This is a genomic window from Microtetraspora sp. NBRC 13810 (assembly GCF_030268685.1).
In the GTDB taxonomy this organism is placed as follows: domain Bacteria; phylum Actinomycetota; class Actinomycetes; order Streptosporangiales; family Streptosporangiaceae; genus BSRQ01.
On record NZ_BSRQ01000040.1, the window covers coordinates 1 to 21,391 of the forward strand.

The following is a 21,391-nucleotide window of genomic DNA, read 5'->3' on the forward strand; positions in this document are numbered from 1 at the left end:
CTCTTCTACCGGGGGCTCCACGTCTGTTTCCGGCCTTCGGCAACTCCTCCCGATAGGCCCGGAACGTCGCCACCGGCGTCCAAGAAATCCCAATTGCCCCGAACTATTTCGCTGAGATCACCTCACTCCCGGGCGATCGTCGGCTGGGCGGCCTCACTGTCCAAGCAGACCACGCTCGTGCTGGACGCCTTGGACATGGCTTTGTGGCGACGCGAACACACCGGGCACCCGGCAGGGCCGGGACTGGTCCACCACAGCGATGCCGGCAGCCAGCTCAGGCTCAACCGGTCGTCGCAACACTGCTGCTCAGCAGCGAGTCTAGATGCTCGCTGAAAGCCTCGGCCGGTGTTCTCCATCCGAGGGTTTTGCGGGGCCTGGTGTTGAGCGTGAACGCGACGGCCGCCAACTCCTCGGCGTTCCATCGTGACAGGTCGGTGCCTTTGGGGAAGTACTGGCGCAGCAGGCCGTTGGTGTTCTCGTTGGTGCCACGCTGCCAGGGGCTATGAGGGTCGGCGAAATAGACCTGCACGCCGGTGTCGATGCGCAGTTGAGCATGCTGGGCCAGTTCTGTCCCACGGTCCCAGGTCAGCGAGCGGCGCAGTTGCTCGGGCAGCCCGGTGATCTCCTTGACGATTGAGTCTCGCACGGCTTCGGCGCCGCGGCCGGCCAGCGCCGGGCCGTTCTTCACCCGTTCCTGAGTGCCGTAGCCCTCCATCCGGGGCAGGTGCAGCAGAAGGGTGAATCGGGTCGTGCGCTCCACCAGAGTCCCGATCGCCGAGCGGTCGGTGCCGATGATGAGGTCGCCCTCCCAATGGCCCGGGACGGCGCGGTCCTCCGCCTCAGCAGGTCGCTGACTGATCATCACGTCCGGGGTGACGTGGCCGCCGGCCCGACGCCGGCTGCGGGCGCGTGGGACACGCAGCGCTCGACCGCTGCGCAGGCAGGCGACCAGCTCGCGGTTGAGCGCTCCGCGGCCTTGGATGAACAGGGCCTGGTAGATCGCCTCGTGCGAGATGCGCATGGACTCATCATCGGGGAAGTCCACCTTGAGCCGGTTGGAGATCTGCTGCGGACTCCATGACAGCGCCCACCGGCGGTCTTGACGCCGGGGCTTGTTGCGGCCCTTCCAGGCTGAGGGCCGCGGACCGGTCACCGAGTTCAGCGCCCGCGACGCGATGTCGGCCGCACGAGCGGCGATGACGTCGGTGAAGGACATGCACCGCGCCGCCACCTTCGAGGCCGGCAACCCGCACTCGATCGCGCGCACGGAGTTCGCCACGATGGCCCAAGCCGCCGACGAGTGCATCACCAAGGATCGCCGACCTCGACACCGGTGAGCTCGTCCGTCATCGAGCGGTCCGGCTCGACAGGCAGTTCGTTCATGGACAGCGACTCCACGACGGTCTCGGACATCAAGCGTCCCTTCCTTGATCATCAAATCCGCCGTTGGTTTTACAGTCCCCAGACCTCTTGCGGGGTGCCGCGAGGACGGCTGCTGCCATTCCGACGCCCGACATGATCGCGCAGACCCACAGGGCCCGAACGAAGCCATCGGTGAAGCTCACCGCCGAGCCGTACCCGCCGGCATGAGCGAACACGGTCGCCGCCAGCGCGACGCCAAGGACGCCGCCGAACTCGCGCACGCTGCTGTTCACACCGGCGGCGACGCCCATCCGCTCGAGTGGCACCGAGGTGACGACCTCACTGGAGACGGTTGGGAATACGCAGGCGATCCCGATCCCGGACAGGATCAGCGGCCAGACCAGCTCCAGGTAAGGCGTCGACGCCTGTGCGACGAGGGCGAACCAGACGAGCCCGATCGTGTTCATGGCCATGCCGATGACGAGAAAAAAGCGGTTGCCGAGCTTGGCCGCCCAGGACCCGACCAGCGGGGCGACCACGAGCGCAGGCGCCGGCCACGGCACGAAGCGCATCGCCGCCATGAGGGGGCTGGTGTGCTGCGCGATCTGGAAGAACTGCGACATCAAATAGACGCTGCCCGACAGCGAGCCGTAGATGCCGATGCTGACGCCGTTCGCGGCCGAGAAGCCTCGCGACTTGAAGAGGCTGGTCGGCATGAGCGGGCAGGAGGCGAGGTGCTCAGCGGCCACGAAGCCGACGAGCAGCACGACACCGATGGCCAGCGGCAGCCACACCCTGGGGTCACCCCAGCCCTCGTCGGCCGAGCGGATCAACCCCCAGGACAGGCCGAGGCATCCGGTCGAGACGAGCACGAGACCGCGGGCGTCCAGCGGGTGGCGCGGTCCATGCGTCTCCGTAACGACCAGCCACGTGGCGACGGTGACGATCAGTGAGATCGGCACGTTGACCCAGAAGATGCCGCGCCAACCGACCCACTCGACCAGTCCGCCGCCGGCCAACGGTCCCAGCACGCCTCCGGCGCCGAGCAGTGCGCCCCAGATCCCGATCGCCCGGGGACGCGTCTCGGGCGGGTAGGCCTCACTGATCACGGTCAGAGTCAGCGGCATGATCGCCGCTGCTGCGGCGCCCTGCACCGCCCTGGCGGCAATCAGAGCGCCCAGGCTCGGGGCCAGCGCAGCACCGGCCGAAGAAAGCCCGAAGATCACCAGGCCGATGAAGAGAACTCGTCGACGGCCGAACCGGTCTCCCAGCCCGGCAGCCGTGATCAGCAGACAGGCGAAGGCGAGATAGTAAGCGTTCATCGTCCACTCCATCTGCCCCACCGAACCACCCAACTGAGCGCGCATCGTCGGCAGCGCGGTCGTGACGACCATCGTGTCGAGGCTGGTCATGAAAGCCGCGACCGAGGCGACCAGCAGCGTCCAGGCAGGGCGGTGACTGACCGAATACATGGGAGATCCTTCCGAGGAGCGTGCAACGATGGGTTGCATCATGCAGGACGAAGAGCTAACCTGCAACCAACCGTTGCATATATGGGAGGAAGACATGGAGTTCGGATCGATCGAGCAGTCGATCTACATCGAGGCATCGCCGGAGGTGGTCTACGAGGTCGTGAGCAGCCCCGAGCACATCACCGGCTGGTACGTCGATGAGGCCGAGTACGAGACCACCCCCGGAAGCAGCGGCCGCTTCGCCTTCGGTGCGCCGGAGCGTCGGCTGGAAGTGCCGATCACAGTCGTGGAAGCGGTTCCGGGTGTGCGCTTCAGCTTCCGCTGGATGGCTCCGCCCGCACCCGAGCTCCTTCCGGTCGGCGCGAATCTGACGCCCGACAACTCACTGCTCGTCACCTTCAACCTCAAGCCGCAGGGCGACGGCACGCTCGTGACCGTGACCGAGGCCGGCATACGGGAGCTTGGATGGGAGGCTGCGGTGCTCGAGCAGTACTACAACGACCACGCCGAGGGCTGGATCCAGATCCTTGGCAAGCTCGACACCTACATGGCCAAACTCGCGGCCAAGTGAGCAGCGCATGCTCCCCGACATCGATGACGATCTCTGGGGCGCCATCGGCGACCCGACCCGATTGCGCGTCCTCAACCTCCTCTTAGTGGGAGGCCCCGGTACGGCTAGCAGCCTGAGCCGAGAGCTTCCCGTTAGCAGGCAGGCGGTCGCCAAGCATCTCGCGATCTTGGAGCGGTCCGGCCTGGTCCATCCCGAGCATGCGGGCCGGGAGGTGAGGTACGTCGTGGACCCCGATCAGTTCGCACTGGCGTGCGCCCAGGTCGGCCGAGTCACCCGCGCCTGGGAAGGCCGCCTGCGTCAGATCAAGGCCATCGCCGAGGCGATCCAGAAGACCAGGAACCTTGGGGACCAACCAAGCGGCCAGTGACGCCAAGCAGGTGCAGCAGGTCGGATGGACTCGCTCAGGTGAGGGGCTTCGGCCCCGCGTTCGTTGTCCCGGGCAGCGCGTAGCGCGTCGTACGAGGGCGTGAGGTTTCGAGGTCGGCAAACCGTCGCTTCGCGCAGTCAACGGCTCTGTCCCATGCCCGCTGAACGCCTCCTTCGGAAGGCCGCGCAAGTCGTCGGCGGCCTTCCCATGCTCCTGAGCCCGGCCGGCGTCGGCCTCCACGCCGGCCATGCGGCACTTCCGCCGGCGCTGCCGCAAGGACGCCGGCTCCGGGCTGGGGTCAAGGGCCACGCTGCGCCGGCTCGGAGCATGGGACTGATGGCGGTGCTGGTGGCGCTGGACGTGATGAGCCTGATCTCGACGTCGGTGGTCGCCGTCCTCGTCCGCGCCCAGAAGCTGCTGCCGCGAAGGCCGCGATCGACATTCCGCTGGCGCTCGCTCATCGGGCCCGTGATCGTCATCGCGCCCTCGCTCCTTCCGGGGCTCACGCCATCAACGATGTAACGACAAGACAAGGAGACAGGCAAATGGCCGGTCACAGGACGGGGACACGCGAGGAATGGCTTGCCGCGCGGCTGGAACTGCTCGAGGCGGAGAAGGAGCTGACCCGGCGCGGCGACGAGCTGTCCCGGCGGCGGCAGGAGCTGCCCTGGGTCCCGGTCGACAAGGACTACCGCTTCGAGACCGACGAGGGCGCGGCGTCGCTCACCGACCTGTTCCGGGGACGCTCTCAGCTGCTCGTCTACCATTTCATGTTCGGGCCCGACTACACCGCCGGATGCCCATCCTGCTCGGCGATCGCCGACGGCTTCAACGGCTCCACCGTCCACCTCGCCAACCACGACATCACGCTCTGCGCAGTGTCACGGGCCCCGCTCGCCAAGCTCCACGAATACAAGCGGCGGATGGGCTGGAGCTTCCCGTGGGCGTCCTCCTACGGCGGCGACTTCAACTTCGACTTCGGGGTGGCGCACACCAAGCAGGAATGGGAAGCGGGCGCCGTCAAGTACAACTTCCGTGAGGAGGATCTGCGGCCTGCCGCGGACGACGAGAAAAGGTCCCGCGACGCCTTCACCCAGTCGATCGTCGGCACGGGCTGGGAGACCTACCGGCGCGAAGGGCCCGGCATGAGCGCTTTCGCCCTGGAGGACGGCACCGTCTACCACACCTACTCGACGTACACGCGCGGGCTGGACGTCCTGTGGGGCATGTGGCAGTGGCTCGACCGCGCGCCACTCGGCCGCAACGAGACCGGCCACTGGTGGCGCCGCCACGACGAATACGACAACCAGTGATGCGAGCATCGCGGCCGGCGAGGGCATCCGTACGATCCCGGTGCCAAGAACCGAGGCGCCGCCATCCTCCTGGAGACCCACCCACCGCCGCGCGCTTGGGAACCACCACCCGGCTGTAGGAGACCGCCTCATGACCCCACGACCCCCCGACCGCATCGATGGCACCTTGCTGCGCCTCATCGGCGTGCTCGGGCTCGGCGGCGTGATATCCTACTTCGACGCCACGATCGTCAACGTCAGTATCCACACGCTGAAGGCGCAGTTCAGCGTCCCGCTGAGCAGCATCTCCTGGGTCGCCACCGGCTACCTGCTCGCACTAGCCGTCGCCGTCCCGCTCGCCGGCTGGTCGGTAGCTCGGTTCGGGGCACGGCGGATGTGGCTGGTCGGCCTGGCGTCTTTCCTGGTCGGCTCAAGCCTGGCCGCGCTGTCCTGGGATGCCGGCAGCCTGATCGCGTTCCGGGTACTGCAGGGCCTGGGCGCCGGGCTGATCGAACCGATCATGCTGACCATGCTCGCGACCGCGGCCGGGCCGAGCCGGACCGCCCGGGTGATGGGCCTGATGACTATCCCGATGACGCTCGGGCCGGTACTCGGCCCGATCATCGGCGGTCTGATCCTGCAGAACCTGAGCTGGCAGTGGATCTTCTTGGTGAACGTACCGGTCGGGCTGCTGGCCATCGTGCTCGCACTGGTCGCGATCCCACCCGACACCCCGTCCGCCGGCCAAGCGCCGCCCTTGGACGCGCTCGGCGTCGCACTGCTCTGCCCCGCCTTCGCCGCAGTGGTCTACGCCCTGTCGCAGGCGGGCACCGCGGGGTTCGGCGTACCCCAGGTGATCGTTGCGCTGGTCGCCGGGTCGGTGCTGCTCGCGGGGTACGTGGTACATGCGCTGCGCGCCGAGCACCCACTCATCGACCTCAAGCTGTTCGGCGGCAAGGATTTCAGCTCCAGCGTGGTAACCATGTTCCTGCTCGGCGGGATGCTGTTCGCGCTGCTATTCCTGCTGCCGCTGTTCTACCAGCAGGTCCGTGGGCACGGCGCGTTCGTCGCGGGGCTGTTGGTGATGCCGCTGGGGTTGGGCCTGTTCGGCACTCCGATCGCTGGCAAGATCGCTGACAGGTTCGGTCCGCGGCTGCTGGTCCCGATGGGGGCCACGCTGATCGGCCTTGGCGCGTTGCTCTATACCGGCGCGGATGCGGCAACGTCGCAGGTGCTGCTCACCGCGGCCCTATTGGTGGTCGGCTTCGGCATGAGCCTGGTCGGGCCGCCCACCATGGGCTCGGTGTACCGGACGGTGCCGGCCGAGTCGGTGGGAACCGCCACGGGTGCGGTGTTCATCCTCAACCAGATCGGTGCTTCGCTGGGCATCGCCGTGGTGGCGATGATCGTGCAACACGGCCTAGCTGCTGGAACCGCCCCCGCCACGGCGTTGGGCACCGCGTTCTGGTGGACCGTTCTCGGCGCGGCGGCCGTCCTAGTGGCCGGTCTCTTCCTGCCGGGGCGGCCGCAGCCCCCTACCTCCGACGCGGAATCCACCCTAAAGTCGGTCGGCGAACCAGCCTGAGAAGGTATCTCGGTTCCCCCTAGCGATCTTTGTTCCGGGCGCCGGCCGGTGCCGGATTCTTGCGCACATCACCGGAAATTTCCCGCTGATGGGATCTCTCCGCGGAAGGGGCGCCTGGCCTGGTCGAACGGTCAGGACTGGAGTATGGGCAGGAGCCTGCCATGTGTGGCCATCAGCCCAACGCGCAGACCTCAGTTTCTATGACAAAGTTCGCCTTCTGGGGGCGTGTCTCGACAGAGGACAGGCAGGCCCCCAATCATCCCGAGCGTGGCAGATGCGCCGTGCGCAGATGCTCATCGAGCCTCGCGGGGGAGAGATCGTCGAAGAGTACTTCGATATCGACAAGTCCCGATCCATCCCGCCTCAGCGTCGGCCGGACGCCAGCGCATTGCTCGCCGATCTGAGGAGCCCTCGTCGGGCCTTCGAGGCCGTCGTCGTCGGTGAGCCTCAGCGGCCTTCTACGGTAACGAGTTCGGGAACACCTTCGAGATCTTCAACCACTACGGCGTGCCCCTGGGGGTACCCGAGGTCGGCGGCCCGATCGACCCCACCAACGAAGCGCACGAACTCATCATGATGATGTTCGGTGGCGTCAGTAAAGGGGAGCGGAACCGCATCAAAGTCAGAGTCCGGACCGCCATGAGCGCGCTGGCGGAGATCGAGGGACGCTACCTCGGCGGACGTCCGCCCTACGGCTACGTCCTGATCGATCTAGGTCCGCATCCGAACCCGGCCAAGGCGGCGGACGGCAAGCGACTACGTGCCCTTGACCTCGACACCTACGCGGCTCCTGTCGTGCAGCGGATCTTCAGGGAGTTCCTTGAAAGCAGAGGACTGTTCGCGATCGCCGAAGGCCTGACGCGCGACGGGATTCCAAGCCCCTCCGCGCACGATCCGACGCGCAACAAGCACCGGTCGGGAATCGCTTGGTCCAAGAGCGCCATCCGGGCCATCCTCACCAACTTTCGCTATACGGGCCGTCAAGTGTGGAATCGCCAGCGCAAGGACGAAGTGCTGCTGGACGTCGAGGACGTGACGCTCGGGCACACCACCAAGCAGCGCTGGAACGACGCCGACCAGTGAATCTTCTCCGAGAAGGTCGTTCATCCACAGCTTGTGGACGACGCCACCTTCCGGAACGTTCAGGACCTGCTCGCCGGTCGTGGCAGGGGACCTTGTGAGCACACCCCGCATCGCGCCCGTCACCCGTATGCCTTCAAGGGTGCGATCCACTGCGGAATGTGCGAACGCAAGATGCAGAGTCAGTGGATCAACGACGCGCCGTACTATCGCTGCGTGTTCGCTCGTGAGTACGCGCTGGCCAACAAGATCGTTCATCCGCGCAATGTGTATCTCCGCGAGGACGTCATCCTGCCCCGCGTCGACCGCTGGCTGTGCAGGGTACTCGCCCCGCACCGTGCCGCCCAGACGATCGAGGACATGCATGCCGGCCAGCCGGATCGTGTTCACGACACCAAGGCGGAGATCGCCCGTACGAAGATCGTGGAGGCGGAGACCAAGCTGGCCCGCTACCGCGCCGCCATCGAAGCCGGTGGCGACCCGACCGAGATCGGCCAATGGATCAACGAGGCCAAGGCCGAACGGCTCAAGTACGAGGCCGAGTTGAACATGAGGAAGAGGAAACCGCGCATGTCCAGGAGCGACATCGCCGTCCTGGTGACCGAGATCGGCGACACGGCCCGAGCAATCACCGAGGCCCCGGCGGAACACAAGAACGAGATCTACCGGCGCATGGGACTACGGCTGACCTATCACCCTGGTCAAGCAAAAGTGAGGGCTGAGATCCATCTCAGCCCTCACATAGTGAAAGGTACGTGTCCGAGGGGGGACTTGAACCCCCATGCCCATCACTGGGCACTAGCACCTCAAGCTAGCGCGTCTGCCTATTCCGCCACCCGGACAGGTGGTGCCTGCGGAGGTGTTCCCTCGTCGGCGCACTTAGGTTAGCAAACTCTGGGGCCCGCGTCATACCGCTTACCGGGCGGGAGGGTGGGCCTGTGGGTGTGCCGGGGAGGTGGGGAGGGGCAGGATGGGGCGGAACAGTTGTCTTGAACCGAAGGAGCCGGCATGACGAGTCACGTGGGTGAGGAAGAAGTCGTCGGGCTGTGCCGAGACCTCATCCGGATCGATTCGACGAACGCGGGTGACAACTCGGGGCCGGGCGAGCGGGCGGCGGCGGAGTATGTCGCGGAGAAGCTGGCCGAGGTCGGGCTCGAACCGCGGATCCTGGAGAGTGACACCGGCCGGGCCAACGTGATCGCCCGGATCGAGGGGACCGACCCCGGCCGTGACGCGCTGCTCCTGCACGGGCACCTCGACGTGGTGCCGTTCAACGCCGCCGACTGGACGCACCACCCGCTGAGCGGTGAGATCGCCGACGGTTGCGTCTGGGGCCGGGGAGCCGTGGACATGAAGGACATGGACGCGATGATCCTGGCGGTCGTACGGCAGCGCCTGAGTGAGGGGCGCCGGCCGCCGCGGGACGTGGTGCTGGCGTTCACCGCCGACGAGGAGGCGGGCGGCCACTACGGCGCGCAGTGGCTGGTCAACGAGCACCCGGACGTGTTCGAGGGGTGCACGGAGGCGATCGGCGAGGTGGGCGGCTTCAGCGTCTCCATCGGGGAGCAGAAGCGCCTCTACCTGATCGAGGCGGCCGAGAAGGGCATCGCCTGGATGCGGCTGACCGCGACCGGCCGGGCCGGGCACGGTTCGATGCTGAACTCCGACAACGCGGTCACCGAGCTGGCCGCGGCCGTCGCCAGGATCGGCAGGCACGAGTGGCCGGTGCGCCTGACGCCGACGGTCCGGGCGTTCCTGGAGGAGACGTCGGCCGCGTTGCACCTTGAGTTCGACCCGGAGAACGCCGAGGCCACCGTGGCCAAGCTCGGCCCGCTGGCCCGGATGATCGGGGCGGTCCTGCGCAACACGGCGAACCCGACGATGCTGGAGGGCGGCTACAAGGCCAACGTGATCCCGCAGACCGCGACCGCGCACGTGGACGGGCGGTTCCTGCCGGGTTACGAGGAGGAGTTCTTCCAGACCGTGGACGAGCTGCTCGGCCCCAACGTGACCAGGGAGTTCGTCTACCACGACATCGCCGTGGAGACCGGGTTCGACGGGCCGCTGGTCCGTGCGATGGCCGACGCCCTGGTGGCCGAGGACCCGGGCGCGCACGCGGTGCCGTACACGCTGTCGGGGGGGACGGACCTGAAGGCGTTCAGCCGGCTGGGGATCCGCGGGTTCGGGTTCGCGCCGCTGCGGCTGCCCGACGACCTGGACTTCTCCGGGATGTTCCACGGCATCGACGAGCGGGTGCCGGTGGACGCGTTGCAGTTCGGCGTGCGGGTGCTTGACCGCTTCCTGGACCACTCCTGATCGGTTCCAGGAAAAGTCGTTGCGCACACGCCGGGTAGTGCTAGCGTGACTTTCCGTTGAGGGAGAGTCGTTGCAAAGGCTCCACCGGAGCTGGGAGGTCACCGTGGCACGCATGCCGGTTCGGCGGCTAGGGGCTCAGTCGCCCCGTGCTGCCCGGCGTGTGCCGGTGGCCGTTCCAGGAGACGGTGTGACCAGTGGTCGTGCCGGCCGGATGGCGCGGTTCTCGACCGGCGTCCGGCGACTGGTCGCTCAGGTGGCCGTGGTCGGCGGCTTCATCGCCGTCGGCTGGCTGTTCGCCGTCCTTTTCGCGTTCCTGGGGTCCTTCCCGGCTGCCGCGGATTCCACCGTGGCGACAGAGGTGGCCCACTCCGAGACTCAACAGGCCGCAGCCGGACCGGCTCCATCCAGGACCGGTGATTTCCCCACGGCCAGCGGCCCCATCTCGGCGCCCGCCCTCGCGGCCGGCGGCACCCACGCGCCGGGTGACGCGGAGGCCATGGCCGGGCGTCCCGTCGACGGGCTGACCAGCCAGTCGACGCCTGTTCTTCCCGCTCCCTCCACCGTCGATCACACGTCGGGCGCCGACGGGTTCGTGCCCCACAGCGGTGGTTCCGGCCAGTTCGGGCCGGGTGCGGGAGATGTCGCGCGGTCGGTGTACGACCCGCGGCTCGACGTGCGGCGCGCTCCGCACGCGGGGGTGCTGCCCCCGATCGTCCGCACAGCGGCGGACGAGCCTACTTTCTCTCCTGACTGACCCCGCGGCGAAGACCGGTCCTCATCTCTGGGCAGCCTCTGAGCAGGCTCTCAGCAGAGCGTCCGGCCGCGGAGCGTGGCCTTCTCACGATCATTGATCGCGCCCACCTCCGTGTGCGGGTGACTCGTCAACTCCATCCCTCGTGACGGTTCCAGGGTTCCACTGTGCGGAGTTCAGGTCTCCGCGTGCCCTTTATGCCCTCCACGAGGTGTCAGGTATCCCCCTAAGAACCACCTAGGAGTAATTCATCATGCGTACGTGGGCGAAGGGATCGGCTCCCGCGGCATTGCTCGCGGTCGCCGCCATGTCCCTGGGCGGCGGTACGGCTGTCGCGGACACGTCGGGCGACTCCTCCGCCGTCGGCGGAAACCAGATCAACGTCCCGATCTCCCTGCCGATCGACATCAGCGGCAACGCGGTGGGCGTGCTCGGCAACGCGGAGGCGGGTTCCACCGGCGGTTCCACCGTCCAGAACACCGGGCCACGCGGCGGCATCACCGGCAGCACGTCCGGCGACTCCAGCGCGGTCGGCGGCAACCAGGTCAACGTGCCGGTCAGCGCCCCGGTCAACGCGTGCGGCAACGCCATCTCGCTGATCGGCAACTCCGACGCCGGGTGCCGGGGCGGGTCCACCGTGACCTCCTCCGGCGGCAACGGCACCGGCGGCAACACGACCTCGGGCCGGTCCGGCGCGGTCGCCGGCAACCAGGTCCTCGCCCCGATCACCACCCCGCTCGACGTCTGCGGCAACGCGCTGGCCATCTTCGGCAACGCGACGGCCGGCTGCCGGGGCGGCGCCGCCGTACGGCAGAGCGCCGCCGGCCCGGCCACCGGGGGCAACGCGACCTCGGGCAGGTCCGGCGCGGTGTCCGGCAACCAGCTGGTGGCGCCGGTCAGCGCCCCGATCGACGTCTGCGGCAACACGACGGCCCTGGTGGGCAACGCGTTCGCGGGCTGCACCGGCGGCGCCGGTGTCACCGACACCGCGCCCGGCAGGGGCTTCCAGAGCAGGCGCGCGCCCGGCTCGACCGGCAACGACACCGACGGCCGGTTCGGCGCGGGCAGCGGCAACCAGGTCATCGCCCCGGTCGCGCTGCCCGTCGCCGCCTGCGGCAACGCGGTGGGCAACGCCTCGGCCAACTGCACGGGCGGCAGCACCGTCGAGACCTCGCGCAGCGGCACCGGCGCCGGCAACAACATCGCCTCGGGCCAGTCGGGCGCGGTGTCCGGCAACCAGCTGGTGGCGCCGGTCAGCGCCCCGATCGACGTCTGCGGCAACGCCGTGGCCCTGGTCGGCGACGCCTTCGCGGGCTGCACCGGCGGCGCGACCGTCAGAAACGGCGGCCACGGCGCCGGCGGCAACTGGACCTCCGGCACCAGCGGCGCCGTGTCCGGCAACCAGGTGGTGGCGCCGATCACCGCGCCGCTCGACGTCTGCGGCAACGCCGCGGCGCTCGTCGGCAACTCCGAGGCGGGCTGCCGCGGCGGCGCGAGCGTTCCGCAGGGCCAGGGCGGCGGCGCCGGCGGCAACTCCACGTCCGGCCAGTCGGGCGCGGTGTCCGGCAACCAGGTGACGGCGCCGATCACGGCCCCGCTCAGCGTCTGCGGCAACACCGCCGCCGTCCTCGGCGACGCCGCCGCCGGCTGCCTCGGCGGCGCGCACACCGGCAAGCCCAAGCCCAAGTACGGCGCCGCCCAGGACCACTGGTCGCGCGGCGCCGGCCGGGTGAAGAAGCACACCTCGGGCACCCTGCCGGTGGCTCCCGGCCTGCCGGGTCCCGAGCAGGTGGGCGCCCTCACCCAGGGCCTGCCTGCGCTGCCGGTCGTCGGTGACGCCACCGGCGGTCTCACCAAGGGTCTGCCCGCGCTGCCCGTCGTCGGTGACGCCACCGGCACCCTCGGCCTGCCGGAGGTTCCCGGCCTGCCGAACGCCGCCTCGAAGGGCCCGGCGCCGGCGGCGAAGCGCCCGTGGCCCGGCGCGACCAAGCCCCGCCCGGCCGGTGCGCCCAAGACGCGCCCGGCCGGTGCGGCCAAGCCTCGCCCGGCGGACCCGGCGAAGCCGATGCCCGGCGGCCTGCCCGGCTCCCTGCCGGTGGACCCGACCAAGGCGCTGCCGCTGCCCAAGGGCCTCGTGCCCGCCGACGTGACGGGGCTGGTGCCCGCCCAGGTGACCGGCATGGTCCCGGCGGACGTGTCCCGCCTCGTGCCCGCCGGGCTGCCGGTGGTGAGCGACGTCGCCGCGCTGCCCGAGGTTCCCGGGCTGCCCGGCCTGCCGGCCGCCCCGGCGCGTCCCGCGGTCAAGGCGACCGCCGTGAAGTCCACCAAGACCTTCACCAGCAAGGCCGCCCCGAAGCCGCCGGAGGTCGGCGGCCTCACCGGCCCGCTCAGCCCGGCCACCGACCTGATCGGCTCCACCCCGATCGGCCAGGCCGTCGGCCAGACCACGGCGTCCCTGCCGCTCGGCCTGATGAGCGCCGAGCAGCCGGCCGGTGTCAAGGGCATGAATTCCGGGTCGCTGTTCGCGCTGCTCCTCGGCGGTATGTTCGCCGTCTCGTCGATGCTCTTCGCCGCGACCCGCCGCTTCCGCCCCAACCGGTAGTGATCGGCCGGTGGCCTCGCGTGCCCGCGTGAGGTCACGCCGCGGTAAGGCCGTGGCAGGGGTGGGCCGGGACCAGTAAACCGCATCCCTCGCAAGCTTTGCCCGTTCCGGGATGGGCCGGAGCGGGCAAAGCCATGCCCGGCCTCGGCCGGACGGCGCCGGCGATGCGACCAAAGTCACGCGGAGAGGGATTCAGACGTAAGAGTAGGAGATGTCGCCCCTTGGGGCGGGGGAACTCGAACCGGATGGTCACATCGTCCGGGTCACCCTGATGATCTTGCGGCGCAGTCGTACCCGGCGTGTACCGTCGGGATACAGCCGCAGGACGTCGAGTTCCCAGTCTCCGTGTTCGGCGTGTTCGGTCAGGAGTTGCCGAGCGGCCTCACGGGAAGTGTCGCGTGGGATGTACACATTCAAGTAGGAGTAGTCCGGCACAGCGATTAGTCTCCGAGGGTGGGCTAGGCGACGGTGGCACTGACTGACCCTTATTCTGCGTCCTGGTGGGTGGACCGGGAAGGGATCGGGTAGCCCGTGGGGATGGGATAACCCATGAGACGGGTTACCGTCAGGGGGAACGTAGAGAACAGCGAGGTAGGAAGCAGCGTGCCAGCCAAGAACGGCAGCTCCGGCGGAACACGCCTGGTGATCGTCGAGTCGCCCGCTAAGGCGAAGACCATCGCCGGCTACCTGGGGCGCGGCTACATCGTGGAGTCCAGCATCGGCCACATCCGGGATCTTCCCGAGCGGGCCGACGACATTCCCGAGCAGTACAAGGAAGAGCCCTGGGCGCGTCTCGGCGTCAACGTCGACCACGAGTTCGAGCCGCTCTATGTGGTCAACCCGGACAAGAAGTCGCAGGTCTCCAAGCTGAGGCAACTGCTCAAGGACGCCGACGAGCTCTATCTCGCGACGGACGAGGACCGCGAGGGCGAGGCCATCGCGTGGCATCTGCGCGAGGTGCTCAAGCCCAAGGTGCCGGTGCACCGGATGGTCTTCCACGAGATCACCCCGCAGGCGATCCGTGACGCCGTGTCCAACCCGCGCGACCTCAACCTGCGCCTGGTGGACGCCCAGGAGACCCGCCGCATCCTCGACCGGCTCTACGGTTATGAGGTCAGCCCGGTCCTGTGGCGCAAGATCAAGCGGGGCCTGTCGGCCGGCCGGGTGCAGTCGGTCGCGACCCGCCTGGTGGTGGAGCGCGAGCGCGAGCGCATGGCGTTCACCGCGGCGCACTACTGGGACCTGTCCGCGCTGTTCGACACCGGCAAGCGCGACGAGGACCCGCGTGACTTCACCGCGACCCTGACCGGCGTGGACGGCAGGCGGGTGGCCCAGGGCCGCGACTTCGCCTCCACCGGCCGGCTCAAGAGCGACGACGTGCTGCACCTGGACGAGCAGGCGGCGACCGCGCTGGCGGGCCGGCTGCGTGACTCGTCGTTCCGGGTCAGGTCGGTCGAGCGCAAGCCGTACACGCGTAAGCCGTACGCGCCGTTCCGGACGACGACCATGCAGCAGGAGGCCAGCCGGAAGCTGGGGTTCTCCGCGAAGTACACGATGCAGGTCGCGCAGCGGCTGTACGAGAACGGCTTCATCACCTACATGCGTACCGACAGCATCACGCTGTCGGAGACCGCCGTGGCCGCGGCCCGCGGGCAGGCGATCAAGCTGTACGGCGCGGCCTACGTGCCGGACAAGCCGCGCGTCTACGCCAGCAAGGTGAAGAACGCGCAGGAGGCGCACGAGGCGATCCGGCCGGCCGGTGAGGAGTTCCGCACGCCGGGGGAGACCGGGCTGAGCGGCGACATGTTCCGGCTCTACGAGCTGATCTGGCAGCGCACGGTCGCCTCCCAGATGAAGGACGCGACCGGCGAGTCGGTCAGCGTGAAGGTCGAGGGCGCCTCCAGCGGCGGCGAGCGGGTGGAGTTCAGCGCCACCGGCCGCACGATCACGTTCTACGGGTTCCTCAAGGCCTACGTGGAGGGCGCCGACGACCCGGCGACCGACCGTGACGACTCCGAGAAGCGGCTGCCCAACCTCGCCGAGGGCGACGCGCTGACCGCGGGTGAGCTCAACGTGCTGGCGCACTCCACCAAGCCGCCGGCCCGTTACACCGAGGCTTCGCTGATCAAGGAGCTGGAGGACCGGGAGATCGGCCGCCCGTCCACCTACTCCAGCATCATCGGAACGATCCTGGACCGCGGCTACGTCAACAAGAAGGGCACCGCGCTGGTGCCGTCCTTCCTGGCGTTCGCCGTGGTCAACCTGCTGGAGCAGCATTTCGGCGACCTGGTGGACTACGACTTCACCGCCGAGATGGAGAAGGTCCTCGACGACATCGCCAACGACCGGGCCGAGCGGCTGCCCGAGCTGCGCCGGTTCTACTTCGGCGTGGAGGGCGACGAGGGCCTGAAGGAGATGGTCACCGACCTCGGCGAGATCGACGCCAAGGAGATCAGCTCCTTCCCGATCAAGGGCACCGACATCATGATCCGGGTCGGCCGCTACGGCCCCTACCTGGACCGCGACGGCGCCCGGATCAACGTGCCGGAGGACCTCGCCCCGGACGAGCTGACCGCCGAGAAGGCCGAGGAGCTCTTCGCCCAGCCCAACGGCGAGCGCGAGCTGGGCCGCAACCCGCGGAACGGCCGGGTCGTCATGGCCAAGACCGGCCCCTACGGCCCCTACGTCACGGAGATCATCCCCGAGGAGCAGCCGCCGCCCGACGGCGCCAAGAAGACGAAGAAGAAGGACGCGGTCAAGCCGCCCATCGTCAAGCTCTTCAAGAGCATGGACCTCGACACCCTCACCCTGGAGGACGCGCTCAACCTGCTGTCCCTGCCGAGGGTGCTGGGCGAGCTGGACGGCGAGGAGGTCACCGCCCAGAACGGGCGGTTCGGGCCCTACGTCAAGAAGGGCACCGACTCCCGGTCGCTGGGCGGCGAGGAGGACCTGTTCACGGTCACCCTGGAGCAGGCCGCGGCGCTGTTCGCGCAGCCCAAGCAGCGGGGCAGGGGCCGGGCGGCCGCCGCGCCGCCGCTGCGCGAGCTGGGCGAGGACCCGACCTCCAAGAAGCCGATCGTGGTGAAGGAGGGCCGGTTCGGGCCTTACGTGACCGATGGTGAGACCAACGCCTCGCTGCGCAAGGACGACACCGTCGAGGACATCACCACCGAGCGGGCGGCCGAGCTGCTGGCCGAGCGGCGCGCCAGGGGCCCGGCCCCGAAGCGCACCCGGGCCAAGGCCGGAGCCGCGAAGAGCTGAGGTGACAGGCCGAGCTGAGAGGGGTCTCAGCTCGGCGCGCACCCTCTAGATCGCTTCCGTAGCATGGCGGCGCGGCCGGAAAACCCCCGGTGGAAGAGGTGTGGCGTGAGTGTCGGGTTCCCCGTGGCGGTCATGGTGCTGGCCGTCGTGGTGCACTTCTACCTGTGGCGGCGGCTGGTGCGCGGCACGACCCGGCCGGGGCCCGCGCGCGCCTGGCTGACCGGGATCCTCGTCGCGCTCGCGGTGCTGGTGCCGCTGACCCTGGTCGGCTCGCGCGCCGGGTGGGGGCACTGGCTGGCCTGGCCGGGATACCTGTGGATCGCGGTCATGTTCTACCTGGTGGTGTTCCTGGTCGTGCTGGAGGTCCCGCGGGCGGTCGCCGGTTACGTGCTGCGCAGGTCCGCGCGCGGGCCGGTGGGCGTGCCCGCCGACCTGGTCACCGTGCCCGCGGGCGCCGAAGTGCCGCCGCCCGCCGGTCCCGCGGTGGCCGCGGAGACGGTGAGCAGGCGGCTGTTCCTGGGGCGTACGGCGGCGGCCGTCGCCGGGGTCGGCGCGCTGACCACGGTCGGCATCGGGATCCGCACGGCGCTCGGCGACCCGGTGATCGAGCGCGTCTCCGCCACCCTCCCCGGCCTGGACCCGCGCCTCGCCGGCCTGCGCTTCGCGGTGGTCAGCGACATCCACCTCGGGCCGATCACCGGGCTGGGCCACACCCGGCGGATCGTCCGCATGATCAACGCCCTTGAGGCGGACGTGGTGGCCATCGTCGGCGACATGGTGGACGGCACGGTGGCCGAACTGGGCGCGCTGGCCCGGCCGCTGGAGTCCCTGGAATCCCGCTATGGTGCCTATTTCGTGACCGGGAACCACGAGTACTACACGGCCAACGGGCCGAGCGAGTGGACCGAGGAACTGCGCGGCCTGGGCGTCCGGCCGCTGCTGAACGAGCGGGTCGAGATCGCCCACGGCGGCGCCGTGCTCGACCTGGCCGGGGTCAACGACGTCGCCGGCACGCCGTTCGACGACGGGCCGGACTTCGGCAGGGCGCTCGGCGGGCGGGACACCACCCGGACGGCGGTGCTGCTCGCGCACCAGCCGGTGCAGGCGCGGGAGGCGGCCCGGCACGGCGTGGACCTCCAACTGTCCGGACACACGCACGGCGGGCAGATGGTGCCGTTCAACCTGATCGTCCCCTTCCAGCAGCCGGTGGTCTCGGGGCTCGGCGAGGTGGACGGCACCCAGGTCTACGTCACGCGCGGGGCGGGCTTCTGGGGGCCGCCGGTGCGGGTCGGGGCGCCCCCGGAGATCACTCTGCTCCAGTTGCGCGCCGGGTAGGCATACCGAAGAGGACCCATTCACGATCAGGGGCATGCGGTGAGCCCCCCGGCCGTATTACGCTCAGGCGACGACCCGCCGGGCATATCCGGCACGCGGCCGTACCGCCCCAGCCCAGCGAGCACCTGGATACGCTGACACTATGACCCTCCCCGGACGGGCCACACCGCGCCGCAAGCCCGCTCACGTGCTGGCGAACGTCCCTTATCGCCGGCTGTGGACGTCCATGTCCATGTGCAGCCTCGGGGACTGGCTGAACATCATCGCGCTCACCGCGCTTGCGGGTAACCTCACCCAGAGCTCGGGCTACCAGGTGCAGAGCCTGGCCATCGGAGGCGTCTTCGTCGCCAAGATGCTGCCCGCGATCGTGCTCGGCCCGCTCGCGGGGGCGGTCGCCGACCGGTTCGACCGGCGGCTCACCATGGTCGTCGCGGACATCCTGCGGTTCGCGCTGGTCCTGTCGATCCCGCTGGTCGGCACCTACCAGTGGGTGATCGTCGCGACCTTCCTGGTCGAGTGCGTCAACCTCTTCTGGGTCCCGGCCAAGGACGCGACCGTGCCCAACCTGGTGCCCAAGGAGCGGCTGGAGGAGGCCAACCAGCTCAACCTGCTGGTCACGTACGGCACCGCGCCCGTCGCGGCGCTCATGTTCGCGGCCCTGTCGCTGCCCGCGGCGCTGCTGGGCGGCATGCTGCCGATCGGGCGCGAGCCGACCACGCTGGCGCTGTTCCTCAACGCGGTGCTCTACCTGGCCTCCGCGGCCCTCATCTTCAACCTGCGCGGCATCCCCAAGGGCCACGTCGGCCACGCGGCCCCCTCGGTGCTGCGCCAGGTGGTGGACGGATGGCGGTTCGTCGGCGGCAACCAGGTCATCCGCGGCCTGGTCATCGGCATGCTGGGGGCGTTCGCCGCGGGCGGCGCCGTGGTGGGCGTCGCCAAGATCTACGTCGAGACGCTGGAGGGCGGCGACGCCGGGTACGGCACCGTCTTCGGCGCGGTGTTCGTCGGCATGGCGGCCGGCATGTTCTTCGGCCCCCGGCTGCTGCGCGAGCTGTCCCGCCGCCGGCTGTTCGGCCTGGCCATCCTGGCCGCCGGGTTCGTGCTCGCCCTGATCGCGCTCGTGCACGACCTGGTGGTCGTCATCCTGCTGACCGTGGTGCTCGGCGCCTGCGCGGGCATCGCCTGGATCATCGGCTACACGCTGATCGGGCTGGAGGTGGAGGACCGGCTGCGCGGCCGTACGTTCTCCTTCCTCCAGTCGACGGCCCGGATCGTGCTGCTCCTCGTGGTCGCGGTGGCCCCGACGCTCGCCGGACTCTTCGGCCAGCACCCGATCACCTTCGGTCCCGAGCTGGTCTACCGGTTCGACGGGGCCAACATCGTCATGCTGGCCGGGGCGGTGCTCGCCATGGTCGTCGGCGTGCTGGCGCTGCGGCACATGGACGACAGGAAGGGCGTGTCGATCTTCGGTGACCTCTTCGCCGCCGTGCGCGGCGAGCGGTTCGCGCCGGAGGCCGCGGAGGAGCGGTCGCACGGGCTGTTCATCGCCTTCGAGGGCGGCGAGGGCTCCGGGAAGACCACGCAGTCCAGGATGCTCGCCATCTGGCTGCGCGACCAGGGGTTCGACGTCGTGCAGACCCGCGAGCCGGGCGCGACCAAGGTCGGCATGCGGCTGCGCGCGATCCTGCTCGACGCCGCCCACCAGGGACTCTCCCCGCGCTCGGAGGCGCTGCTCTACGCGGCCGACCGGGCCGAGCACGTCGAGAAGGTCATCCGGCCCGCCCTGCGCCGCGGCGCGACCGTGATCTCCGACCGTTACGTCGACTCCTCCCTCGCCTACCAGGGCGCGGGCCGGGCCCTCGACCAGGAGGACGTCGCGAGGATCAACTCCTGGGCGACCGGTGGCCTCACGCCCGACCTGACCGTGCTCATCGACGTCCCGCCCAGCGTCGGGCTGACCCGGATGGCCTCGCCCGCCGACCGCATCGAGTCCGAGCCGCTGGAGTTCCACGAGCGGGTGCGCCGCGAGTTCCGCGCCCTGGCCGCCACCGACCCGGACCGCTACCTCGTGCTGGACGGCACCCAGGCCCAGAACGACATCTCCCGCCTGGTCCAGGACCGGGTCAGGGAGATCCTCTCCGACCCGGTCCCCGTCGAGTCGGAAGAGGCGACCGGCACCATGCCCGCCATCCGCGACTAGCCTTGTCGCGTGGGAGTCTTCGACGATCTCGTCGGGCAGGACAAGGCGGCCGCCGTACTGCGCCGCGCGGCGGCGGCCGGCGCCGAGGCGGTGGCGGGCGGGCGCGGCGCGGGCATGACGCACGCCTGGCTGTTCACCGGCCCGCCCGGATCCGGGCGCTCGGCCGCCGCCAGGGCGTTCGCCGCCGCGCTGCTCTGCCCCGACCAGGGGTGCGGCCACTGCGACGCCTGCCACCAGGTGGCCATCGGCTCCCACCCCGACCTTGAGACGGTGCGCCCCCAGGGCCTGTCCTACAGCGTCAAGCAGACCCGTGAGCTGATCCTGCGGGCCGCCGGCGCGCCCACCCTCGGCCGCTGGCGGATCGTGCTCTTCGAAGACGCCGACCGTGCCACGGAGGCCGCCGCCAACGCGCTGCTCAAGGCCATCGAGGAGCCGCCGCCGCGCACCGTCTGGCTGCTGTGCTCCCCCTCCCCGGACGACATGGTGATCACGATCCGCTCCCGCTGCCGGGTCATCACCCTGTCCACCCCGTCCACCGCCGCCGTCGCGCACGTCCTGGCGACCCGGGACGCGATCCCGGCCGACATGGCGGAGTTCGCCGCCAGGGCCACCCAGGGCCACGTCGAGCGCGCCCGCAGGCTCGCCCTCGACGACGGCGTACGGCGGCGCCGCGAGGCCGTGCTGTCCATCCCCGCCTCCCTCACCGGCGTCGGCGAGTGCGTCACCGCCGCCGAGAGGCTCGTCAGGACCGCCGAGGAGGAGGCCGCGTCGGCCACCGCCGAGCTCAACGAGACCGAGACCAGCGAGCTGCGCAAGGTCTACGGCGAGGGCTCCACCGGCAAGGGCCTCAACAAGGGCCTGGTGCGCGGCGGCGCGGGCGCCCTGAAGGAGCTGGAGGACCGGCAGAAGTCCAGGGCGACCAGGATCAAGCGCGACTCGCTCGACGTCGCCCTGCTCGACCTGGTGGTCTTCTACCGCGACGTCCTCGCCGTGCAGTTCGGATCCGAGGTCGAGCTGGCCAACGAGGACCGGCGGGCCGACCTCGCCGCCATCGCCCGCACCTCGACGCCGGAGCGCACCCTGCGCAGGATCGGCGCCATCATGCAGTGCAGGGAGCGCCTGGCGGCCAACGTCAACCCGCAGATCGCCGTCGAGGCCATGACCCTCGCACTCTGGTCATAGGCTCCTGACTTCCGG

15 protein-coding genes, 1 tRNA gene and 1 pseudogene are annotated in these 21,391 nt (G+C 69.8%); 13 read left to right on the top strand and 4 right to left on the bottom strand.

The window, feature by feature from the left end; all coding sequences use genetic code 11:
* Positions 1-280 precede the first annotated feature (280 nt).
* Both QSK26_RS40880 and QSK26_RS40885 read right to left on the bottom strand, forming a co-directional pair.
* Positions 281-1,153: pseudogene (locus QSK26_RS40880) on the bottom strand (IS30 family transposase); the annotation flags it as partial.
* A gap of 259 nt (positions 1,154-1,412) precedes the next feature.
* On the bottom strand, positions 1,413-2,834 hold the full coding sequence (locus QSK26_RS40885; protein WP_285780758.1) for an MFS transporter: 1,422 nt from the start codon (positions 2,832-2,834) through the stop codon (positions 1,413-1,415).
* A 94-nt stretch (positions 2,835-2,928) separates the two neighbouring features.
* Here QSK26_RS40885 and QSK26_RS40890 point away from each other — a divergent pair, with 94 nt between their 5' ends.
* The 6 genes from QSK26_RS40890 (at position 2,929) to QSK26_RS40915 (ending at position 7,732) form a co-directional block, all read left to right on the top strand.
* Positions 2,929-3,405 (top strand): SRPBCC domain-containing protein, encoded by a 477-nt coding sequence (locus tag QSK26_RS40890; protein ID WP_285780759.1) that lies wholly within the window; start codon positions 2,929-2,931, stop codon positions 3,403-3,405.
* A gap of 7 nt (positions 3,406-3,412) precedes the next feature.
* Complete coding sequence (locus tag QSK26_RS40895; RefSeq protein ID WP_285780760.1) at positions 3,413-3,772, top strand: ArsR/SmtB family transcription factor; 360 nt, start codon at positions 3,413-3,415, stop codon at positions 3,770-3,772.
* Positions 3,773-4,108: 336 nt separating this feature from the next.
* Positions 4,109-4,294: a hypothetical protein gene (locus QSK26_RS40900; protein ID WP_285780761.1), complete on the top strand. Its 186-nt coding sequence runs from the start codon at positions 4,109-4,111 to the stop codon at positions 4,292-4,294.
* A gap of 23 nt (positions 4,295-4,317) precedes the next feature.
* Positions 4,318-5,085 (top strand): DUF899 domain-containing protein, encoded by a 768-nt coding sequence (locus QSK26_RS40905; RefSeq protein ID WP_285780762.1) that lies wholly within the window; start codon positions 4,318-4,320, stop codon positions 5,083-5,085.
* Positions 5,086-5,215: 130 nt separating this feature from the next.
* The gene (locus QSK26_RS40910) at positions 5,216-6,649 is read left to right on the top strand and encodes a DHA2 family efflux MFS transporter permease subunit (RefSeq protein WP_285780763.1); all 1,434 of its coding nucleotides are present in this window, start codon (positions 5,216-5,218) and stop codon (positions 6,647-6,649) included.
* 507 nt (positions 6,650-7,156) lie between these two features.
* Positions 7,157-7,732: a recombinase family protein gene (locus QSK26_RS40915; RefSeq protein ID WP_285780764.1), complete on the top strand. Its 576-nt coding sequence runs from the start codon at positions 7,157-7,159 to the stop codon at positions 7,730-7,732.
* A gap of 753 nt (positions 7,733-8,485) precedes the next feature.
* On the opposite strand, the gene QSK26_RS40920 is transcribed toward QSK26_RS40915, so the two are convergent.
* Positions 8,486-8,571: transfer RNA gene (locus tag QSK26_RS40920), tRNA-Leu, on the bottom strand.
* 166 nt (positions 8,572-8,737) lie between these two features.
* On the opposite strand from QSK26_RS40920, the gene QSK26_RS40925 reads away from it, so the two are divergent.
* The 3 genes from QSK26_RS40925 (at position 8,738) to QSK26_RS40935 (ending at position 13,398) form a co-directional block, all read left to right on the top strand.
* A complete protein-coding gene (locus QSK26_RS40925) occupies positions 8,738-10,045 on the top strand; it encodes a M20/M25/M40 family metallo-hydrolase (protein ID WP_285780765.1) in 1,308 nt (435 codons plus the stop codon).
* 187 nt (positions 10,046-10,232) lie between these two features.
* Positions 10,233-10,799 carry a hypothetical protein gene (locus QSK26_RS40930; RefSeq protein WP_285780766.1) on the top strand — a complete coding sequence of 189 codons (567 nt, stop codon included), beginning with the start codon at positions 10,233-10,235 and terminating at the stop codon, positions 10,797-10,799.
* 250 nt (positions 10,800-11,049) lie between these two features.
* Positions 11,050-13,398 carry a chaplin family protein gene (locus QSK26_RS40935; RefSeq protein ID WP_285780767.1) on the top strand — a complete coding sequence of 783 codons (2,349 nt, stop codon included), beginning with the start codon at positions 11,050-11,052 and terminating at the stop codon, positions 13,396-13,398.
* A gap of 249 nt (positions 13,399-13,647) precedes the next feature.
* Here QSK26_RS40935 and QSK26_RS40940 read toward each other — a convergent pair whose 3' ends face one another.
* Positions 13,648-13,833: a DUF5703 family protein gene (locus QSK26_RS40940; protein WP_285780768.1), complete on the bottom strand. Its 186-nt coding sequence runs from the start codon at positions 13,831-13,833 to the stop codon at positions 13,648-13,650.
* Between the two features lie 168 nt (positions 13,834-14,001).
* Between QSK26_RS40940 and topA the strand changes: the two genes are divergently transcribed.
* The 4 genes from topA (at position 14,002) to QSK26_RS40960 (ending at position 21,376) form a co-directional block, all read left to right on the top strand.
* On the top strand, positions 14,002-16,659 hold the full coding sequence (gene topA / locus QSK26_RS40945) for a type I DNA topoisomerase (RefSeq protein WP_285780769.1): 2,658 nt from the start codon (positions 14,002-14,004) through the stop codon (positions 16,657-16,659).
* A 105-nt stretch (positions 16,660-16,764) separates the two neighbouring features.
* Positions 16,765-17,994, top strand: a complete 1,230-nt coding sequence (locus QSK26_RS40950; RefSeq protein ID WP_285780770.1) for a metallophosphoesterase — start codon at positions 16,765-16,767, stop codon at positions 17,992-17,994.
* Positions 17,995-18,136: 142 nt separating this feature from the next.
* A complete protein-coding gene (gene tmk, locus QSK26_RS40955; RefSeq protein ID WP_285780771.1) occupies positions 18,137-20,194 on the top strand; it encodes a dTMP kinase in 2,058 nt (685 codons plus the stop codon).
* Positions 20,195-20,203: 9 nt separating this feature from the next.
* Positions 20,204-21,376 (top strand): DNA polymerase III subunit delta', encoded by a 1,173-nt coding sequence (locus QSK26_RS40960; protein WP_285780772.1) that lies wholly within the window; start codon positions 20,204-20,206, stop codon positions 21,374-21,376.
* Positions 21,377-21,391 lie beyond the last annotated feature (15 nt).

Excerpts from the sequence above, each read along its gene's own strand:
- QSK26_RS40905 (WP_285780762.1), top strand. The coding sequence starts at position 4,318 with ATGGCCGGTCACAGGACGGGGACACGCGAGGAATGGCTTGCCGCGCGG.
- QSK26_RS40935 (WP_285780767.1), top strand. The coding sequence starts at position 11,050 with ATGCGTACGTGGGCGAAGGGATCGGCTCCCGCGGCATTGCTCGCGGTC.
- QSK26_RS40890 (WP_285780759.1), top strand. The coding sequence starts at position 2,929 with ATGGAGTTCGGATCGATCGAGCAGTCGATCTACATCGAGGCATCGCCG.
- QSK26_RS40895 (WP_285780760.1), top strand. The coding sequence starts at position 3,413 with ATGCTCCCCGACATCGATGACGATCTCTGGGGCGCCATCGGCGACCCG.
- tmk (WP_285780771.1), top strand. The coding sequence starts at position 18,137 with ATGACCCTCCCCGGACGGGCCACACCGCGCCGCAAGCCCGCTCACGTG.
- QSK26_RS40885 (WP_285780758.1), bottom strand. The coding sequence starts at position 2,834 with ATGTATTCGGTCAGTCACCGCCCTGCCTGGACGCTGCTGGTCGCCTCG.
- QSK26_RS40910 (WP_285780763.1), top strand. The coding sequence starts at position 5,216 with ATGACCCCACGACCCCCCGACCGCATCGATGGCACCTTGCTGCGCCTC.
- QSK26_RS40925 (WP_285780765.1), top strand. The coding sequence starts at position 8,738 with ATGACGAGTCACGTGGGTGAGGAAGAAGTCGTCGGGCTGTGCCGAGAC.
- QSK26_RS40900 (WP_285780761.1), top strand. The coding sequence starts at position 4,109 with ATGGCGGTGCTGGTGGCGCTGGACGTGATGAGCCTGATCTCGACGTCG.